The organism is Colwellia sp. C1TZA3 (assembly GCF_007954265.1).
Classification (GTDB): domain Bacteria; phylum Pseudomonadota; class Gammaproteobacteria; order Enterobacterales; family Alteromonadaceae; genus Cognaticolwellia.
The window spans coordinates 19716-27185 of record NZ_VOLS01000059.1 but is presented as its reverse complement, the minus strand read 5'-3'; the positions used below and the strand labels follow the sequence as shown (position 1 = coordinate 27185).

The window sequence follows — 7470 nt, the reverse complement described above, 5'->3', positions numbered from 1 at the left end:
TGCGCAGGAAAAATAATTCAAGGTAAGGCGCTCGATTGAGCAATAGCTGGCTATTGGGAGTGAGAGCAACACAGCCTTGAGCTATTTTAACTAGTACAAGTGAGCAATAACTTAATGGGATTGGTATAACTTCAACTTCAATGGCTAGCGATTAGTCTTTAGCTAATAAAGTAAGTACCATGTTGGTATAATTGACCAAGCCGAGTATTTGCTGGTCTTTAATGACCGGTGCGGTATTAATACCAAAGTTCTCAAATAGGCGGGCACAATAACGCACGTCCATATCGGGTGAAACTGACAATAATGGCTTAGCCATAATTTCGTATAAGTTTACCCGTTCAGGTGATCTATCTTTCGCGATAACTTGCTTAGCAATATCTGACAATAACACTAAGCCATACTCGTCATTTTCGTGACGTTTGTTAATAATTAACGCTGAGACATGATGGATTTTTGCCAGTTTTATTCCCTCGGCCACTGTGACCATGCCATCGGTAAACTGATAGCTGTTAGTGGTCATCGCATCTTTTACTTGCACTAATTTAGCATTCATAGTTCTTCCTCAATTTTACCTTTTAAACGCTCAACTTGGTGGGCAACACCTACCGCGTCTTCAATATCAATTTGAATGGCAATACCTTTACCGGGTTCTTCATCAAAACCTGCGACCTTAGCGATACGCTCTAAAATTTTTCGAGACAAATGCTCTTCAACAACAAATAATAATACATCGCGTTGGGACTCTAGTTGCAGGCCAAAAAATGTTCTTTGGCGGTTAATACCTTCGCCACGGGCATGATTAATTATTGTGGCACCCGTAGCACCAGCTATACGTGCTTCTTTCATTACCTTCTCGGTAACGTCATCTTCAATGAACGCAATGATCAATTTAAAGTGCATTACTTATTCTCACTTTCAGTTAGTTTTTTGGTTTGTATTTGACTAATTTGTGCATAAGCCATTACTGCAATTATTGGAAATAAGCTGGCAAAGGCAATCAGGCCAAAACCATCAATTAAAGGGCTTCTGCCGGGAATGGTATTGGCTAAACCTAGGCCTAAAGCTGCAACGAGTGGCACGGTAACGGTCGATGTTGTTACACCCCCCGAGTCATATGCTAACGGCACAATCATTTTTGGACAGAAAAATGTTTGGATAACCACCACAATATAACCCGATATAATGTAGTAATGGATTGGGTGCCCAGCAACAATGCGATAGCTACCTAAGGCGATACCAATGGCAACACCTATAGCTACAGCAATGCGTAAGCTGTTAGCCCTAATACCACCACCAGAGACTTCTTCTGCTTTTAATGCCACGGCAATAAGTGAGGGCTCGGCAATGGTGGTACTAAAACCTATGGCGGCAGCAAAAATGTATACCCAAGTATAGTCAGTCCAACTGATTACAGCGCCCGTGTTAATAAATTCGCTAGCGGTTAATTGCTCAGCCATTATTTTTCCTAGTGGAAACAAGGCTTTTTCTAAGCCTAATAAGAAAAACGCTAAGCCAATTAAAACGTAGAAAAACCCAAAGCCAACTTGTTTTATATTGGGAATAGGGCGGCGTATCACCAATAATTGAAAAATAACAATGATTGATAAAATAGGTAATACGTCAATAATGGTTGATTTTAATATCTCGAAGAACTCTATCAGCAAATTCAAGCTAGTGTGCTCCGTGGTTAATTAATAAATTTATTGTGCTCATTAGCTGAGTACCATGCCGTATAACATGACAAAAATCATCGGGGTAAGTGAGGCAAAAGCAATTAAACCAAACCCATCTGTCATTGGATTTCTGCCTTTAATTGCCGATGCTAAGCCAACACCTAATGCTGTGACTAAAGGAACGGTAATAGTTGAGGTGGTAACGCCGCCAGAGTCATAGGCAATACCGATGATCCATGTAGGTGCAAATGCTGTCATGATAACCACAACGACATAGCCACCTAAAATAAGATACTGTATTGGCCAACCACGAAGAATACGTAAAACCCCAATCACAATCGCTAGGCCAACAGCAAAGGCTACGGTATAACGCAGACCATTAGCGTATTCGTTTTGTGCAATCTCTGTTGCGCCAATAATACCGCCACTGGCGGCAACCGCCGCGGCTTCACTCGCTACGGCAATGAGTGCGGGCTCGGCAACTGTGGTACCAAAACCTAAACAAAAAGCAAATACTAGCAGCCAAGTTGTACTGCCTTTTTGCGCAAAGGCTTTTGCCATCGACTCGCCGATAGGAAATAAGCCCATTTCTAAACCATAAATGAAAAAGGTTAGCCCCAAGACCACCAAGACTAAACCAACAAAAATATCACCTAGGTTTGGCATGGGTTGTTGTAAAACGGCAAATTGAAAAAATGTGATCACAAGTATGATAGGTAATAAATCTTTACAACTACCGAAAAGTGCTTTGAGGAAAATAATTAACTGTTGTTTCATATCGCTATAGGAAATGCCAAAGAAAAAATGTCATTATACCAAACGTAATAAAACAAAAGTTGATCCAAAACAAGCTAGCAGTTCATTGTTAATAATTAAAAGTTTGGAGCCATATTGTTTTAAATAACTGACATAGTGTTGTATGGGTTAAATTATGATGCCGATGAAGAAACATTGGTGGGTGTCGAGGTGTTTTTATGAAGTAATAGCAGGCTATTACTTCATAAAAATAGGGTAGATAAATGTTAAGAGAGCATTATTATTACTTTTTTAGCTGTAAATAAACTGAACATATGACTAATAGGCTATCGCTAGAAGATTAATCAGGCAAAAAAGTAAGCGGTTAGGGTCCACAGCACTCCCGCTAGTGATGCAGCCAATGTGGCGGGCACTAATTGAGATTTCACATGGTCCATTAAGTCACAGCCGGTGGTCATGGCACTAAGAATAGTCGTATCAGAAATTGGCGAACATTGATCGCCAAAAACACTGCCATTTAGCACTGAGGCAAAACATAGCATCATAAATAATTCAGGATTAGCAACTCCTTGGCTTTGACAAATAGCCCAAGCTAATGGCATGGCTAGTGGAAATGCGATGGCATAAGTGCCCCAGCTTGTGCCGGTAGAAAAAGCGATAATCATGGTGATCAGTTGTAAAATTACCGGTAAACACCAAAAAGGCAGTTGTTCGCCAAGTAAAGACACCAAAAATAAGCCACCACCGGTTTCTTTACTGATACTACCAATAATCACCGCTAACATTAAAATAACCGATGCGAACACCACACCCTTTAAACCATTACCAAAACCATCAACCACATGATTTAACGACATGCCTTTTATTAAGGCAATAGCCGCAGAAAGTATTAATGCCGCGCCAAAAGCCCAATTGATTTTTGGCGAGCCGAGTATAACAAAGCTGCCAATGGCAATAGCGGTTAAGGTGACTAAAGGCAAAACAAATTCAAGCACATGAGGTTTATAACCGTCAGGTATATCGGTACTTTGTAATTCTTTTGCGCTTAAAGGCTTGGCAGTAGGGGCGTCTAGTTGTTGGGTCGTTTCAGCACGTAGCTTTGCCGCTCGTATACGTTTACCTGAAAAAGTGGTGATATTAAGACTTAACAGAAAAGTACCGGTTACCGCAAACATACTGTAAAAGCTAAAGGGAATGCTTTGGAAGAAAAAACTGATCCGGTCTGCTTCGGTAGCTAGAAAAGAAACACCGGGAATAAATATCAAGGCTTGAACGTAAGCTGGCCAGGCATTAAAAGCTAATATGGAGGCGATAGGTGAGGCGGTTGAATCGACAATGTAACTCATTTCTTCGTGACTAACTTTCGCTTTGTCTGCTAAGGGTCTTACAGTCGTGCCAACTAACACGGTACTCATGGTGCCACCTTGGAAAAATAATATGCCCAATAACCATGAAACTAGCTTTGCTGATTTTTTACCCTTAACAAAATGCTGGGTCATATAATTGGCAAAAGCTTGTGCTGCCCCAGTTTTAGACCAAATACCTAATAAACCACCCAACAGCCATAAATACAGTAATAATAGTGCCGCTGTGCCTTCCTTTGCAAGATTAGGAATAATAACTTTATCAGTTAAGTCGTAGCGCCCTAACATAATAGCACCAACGACCACGCCGCCGAGTAATGCGGTCAGTGGCTCACGGGTTAATAAACACAATGCAATGGTTATAAAGGCGGGCAGCAGTGACCAAACACCAAAATGAAAGGCTGGTTTGAGTAGTTTTAATTGCTGTTTTTCATCTCGAACCCATTGTTGCTCAAGCGTGGGTGAATTTGCCGAATTACTCAGGTTACGTTGGTTAAGTGGCGAACTTTGATAGTCAACAACCTGCTCAATAATAACCTTTTGACCCTTATAAATATAACTCGAAATAGCGTTATTGTTGGTACTGACATCATAAACATAACTTTGTTCTACCCATTGTGGCGCAATAAATTGTTTAATATAAATTGCGGATAAAATCGCAAAAATAAAGGCCACTAAGGCGATGCTATTGTGTTTTGGCATAGAGGTACTCTTTTATTTTTATTGTTATTGTTATTTTTATTTTTTTGAGACTGTTGTCTTTACCTACCTTAGTAGGAGGCAATAGTAAATTAGCTCAACGGTCATAATTTCAAGTTTACGATAACAGAATTGTTAAGGTATAAAATAAAATCAAACGTAAATTTCACCGCGTGATGAATAAAAATACCTGTGCCATTAAATTTATCGTCCATTTAATGCGGTATTAACGAACTTAACACAAACAAAAAAATTATTTAATAGACTCTGAGGTTCAAATAGTAAGTGCCTAACGTGATTGTTTTGTGTTTAACGTACGGACCTATATAATAGCGGTAATATTTTTAGGAAGCCCAGTATGAGCATTGTATATAAAACTAGAACTCAATTAGTTGTTGAAACACTTAGAGAAAAAATATTAAGTGGCGAGATTAAAGCGGGTCAACCTTTGAGGCAAGCCGCGCTTGCAGCTGAATTAAACGTGAGTCGTATTCCTGTTAGGGAAGCATTACTGCAGTTAGAGGGTGAAGGCTTAGTTGCTTTTGAACCTCATAAAGGTGCCACCGCGACTGAGCTCAATGCCAATCAAGTTGATGAACTCTTTGAATTACGGGCTATGTTAGAGGTTGATTTATTAGCTTATTCGTTGCCACGTATGAGCGACGAAAAGCTGGAAGAAGCAACGCAATTACTGAAAAAACTCAACAAGGCTTTAGGTAAAGAAAACGCTGCTAATACCTGGAGCAAGCTAAATTCTGATTATCATAATTGTTTATACTCTGGTGCTAATCGGCCACAAACCCAAGCTTTGGTTAGTACCCTGAATAAAAATGCTGACCGTTATATTCGTATGCATTTGCTTTGGGCTGGCGGTATTTCTAAAGCAGAATCTGAACACAATGAAATTTTAGCACTTTGTAAAGCCCGTGATGTTGAAAAAGCAGTGGCATTATTAAAACAACATATTCTTGGTTCTCGTGATGAGATTAAAGCTTTTTTAAATGAACGTGAAGCGATAATTAACAGTTAACTATCGCTGTTAAATCCTTAATAAAACAAGGCTTTTAAGTCTGATATTGACGGGTTAGTTTTTGATGTATTTTTGAGCGAATATTGACTTTTCACTGATGTATCTATAGTATACCCGCGCCTTCAAACCCCAAAAAATAGCGATCTTCGTTTAGTTTTCGTTTGAATTGCCTGCCATTAAGGTCTTTTTGGGGAAACCAAAGTATTTAAATACAAGCTAATTTTAAAAACCAAGCCGGATTGTAAAATTACGCTGATATTTTTGATGTTCTAATCAAAGTAGAGAAAATAATGTTTGAACTACACGCCAGTAAAGTGGCAAATTTAAAAAATGATGTTTTATCAGGCTTAACGGTATCTTTAGCGTTAGTACCTGAAGCGGTAGCATTTGCCTTTGTTGCCGGTGTTGAGCCCCTTGTCGGTCTATATGCCGCCTTTATGGTGGGCTTGATCACTTCTATATTTGGTGGTCGTCCGGGGATGATCTCTGGTGCTACCGGTGCAATGGCCGTTGTGATGGTGAGTTTAGTCGCTATTCATGGTGTTGAATATTTATTTGCTACGGTAGTGTTAACCGGAGTGCTGCAAATACTTGCTGGTATATTTAAGCTCGGTAAGTTTATTCGCTTAGTACCACATCCGGTTATGTTGGGCTTTGTTAATGGCTTAGCTATCGTGATTTTTCTTGCTCAGTTAGGGCAATTTAAGGTCACTAATGATGCGGGTGTATTAGCGTGGATGCAAGGCAGCCAATTGTTAGTTATGTTTGGTCTGATTTTATTAACGATGGCGATTATTCACTTTTTACCTAAGTTGACTAAAGCCATACCGTCATCACTTGTTGCCATTGTTGTTGTCACATTGCTAGCGCAAAGTCTTGATTTAGACGCGCGCACAGTAGTCGATTTTGTTCGTGATATGACCAATGATCCTGCGGCCTCTATTGCCGGCGGCCTACCACAATTTAGTATTCCAAGTGTGCCGTTTAGTTTTGAAACTTTCCAAATAATTTTACCTTTTGCGCTGATCCTAGCTGCTATTGGTTTAATTGAATCATTACTAACCTTAACGTTAATTGATGAACTAACGGGTACGCGTGGCCATGGCAATAAAGAATGTATTGCACAAGGCGCCGCAAATACCGTTACTGGCTTTTTCGGTGGTATGGGTGGTTGTGCGATGATTGGTCAATCGATGATCAATGTTAACTCAGGCGGTCGTGGCCGTATGTCGGGTGTTACAGCAGCACTTGCGCTACTGGGCTTTATTTTATTTGGCTCGGGTTTAATTGAACAAATTCCACTGGCAGCACTTGTTGGTGTGATGTTTATTGTAGTTATTGGTACCTTTGAATGGTCGAGTATTCGTATTTTAGGCAAAGTGCCAAAATCGGATGCCTTTATTATTATTTTAGTATCAGCGGTGACCGTTGCTACCGATTTAGCCATCGCGGTTGTGGTAGGTGTTATTGTTTCAGCCTTAGTATTTGCTTGGGAACACGCTAAGCATGTCGTGGTTCATCGTTCAATAAACAACAATGGTTCAACTGTTTATGACGTTTCTGGGCCGTTATTTTTTGGTTCTATCTCTGGCTTTTTAGAACAATTTGATTTGGCAGGAGATAGTGATGACGTTATTGTTGATTTTAAAGATTCACGCGTTGCTGACCATTCAGCCATCGAAGCCATTGATACTTTAGCCGATCGTTATATTAGTCACGGTAAGCAAATGCATTTAAGACATTTAAGTAAAGAATGTACACAGCTGTTAACTAAAGCCGGTAGCTTAGTGGAAATCAACGTGATTGAAGACCCTGAGTACTATATCGCTACAGACAAACTGGGTTAAATGAGCGTTTAGGTTTATATTAAGTAGATACTTAATGGTATCTACTTAATGGTATCAGCCCAAGAGCCAAATTTAATTTAATTGGTATGACACAAAGTATA

Annotated in this window: 7 protein-coding genes; 2 read left to right on the top strand and 5 right to left on the bottom strand. The window is 39.8% G+C overall.

The annotated features are described in order from the left end of the window. Positions 1–151: 151 nt before the first annotated feature. From ESZ39_RS14690 to ESZ39_RS14670, 5 genes are all read right to left on the bottom strand, one after another. Positions 152–553 carry a CBS domain-containing protein gene (locus ESZ39_RS14690; protein ID WP_146880684.1) on the bottom strand — a complete coding sequence of 134 codons (402 nt, stop codon included), beginning with the start codon at positions 551–553 and terminating at the stop codon, positions 152–154. Then, entirely contained in the window at positions 550–900 is a 351-nt protein-coding gene (locus ESZ39_RS14685) for a P-II family nitrogen regulator (RefSeq protein ID WP_146880683.1), read from the bottom strand. The genes ESZ39_RS14690 and ESZ39_RS14685 overlap by 4 nt, the downstream gene beginning before the upstream one ends. Beyond that, the gene (locus tag ESZ39_RS14680) at positions 900–1670 is read right to left on the bottom strand and encodes a DUF1538 domain-containing protein (RefSeq protein ID WP_146880682.1); all 771 of its coding nucleotides are present in this window, start codon (positions 1668–1670) and stop codon (positions 900–902) included. Before ESZ39_RS14680 ends, ESZ39_RS14685 begins: the two co-directional genes overlap by 1 nt. 42 nt (positions 1671–1712) lie before the next feature. Beyond that, on the bottom strand, positions 1713–2450 hold the full coding sequence (locus ESZ39_RS14675; RefSeq protein WP_146880681.1) for a DUF1538 domain-containing protein: 738 nt from the start codon (positions 2448–2450) through the stop codon (positions 1713–1715). Positions 2451–2773: 323 nt separating this feature from the next. Continuing rightward, positions 2774–4495 (bottom strand): Na+/H+ antiporter NhaC family protein, encoded by a 1722-nt coding sequence (locus ESZ39_RS14670; RefSeq protein ID WP_146880680.1) that lies wholly within the window; start codon positions 4493–4495, stop codon positions 2774–2776. A gap of 355 nt (positions 4496–4850) precedes the next feature. On the opposite strand from ESZ39_RS14670, the gene ESZ39_RS14665 reads away from it, so the two are divergent. Both ESZ39_RS14665 and ESZ39_RS14660 read left to right on the top strand, forming a co-directional pair. Further along, positions 4851–5522, top strand: coding sequence for a GntR family transcriptional regulator (locus ESZ39_RS14665; RefSeq protein WP_146880679.1), 672 nt, complete (start codon positions 4851–4853; stop codon positions 5520–5522). A gap of 290 nt (positions 5523–5812) precedes the next feature. Then, entirely contained in the window at positions 5813–7369 is a 1557-nt protein-coding gene (locus ESZ39_RS14660; protein ID WP_146880678.1) for a SulP family inorganic anion transporter, read from the top strand. The last annotated feature ends 101 nt before the right edge of the window (positions 7370–7470 follow it).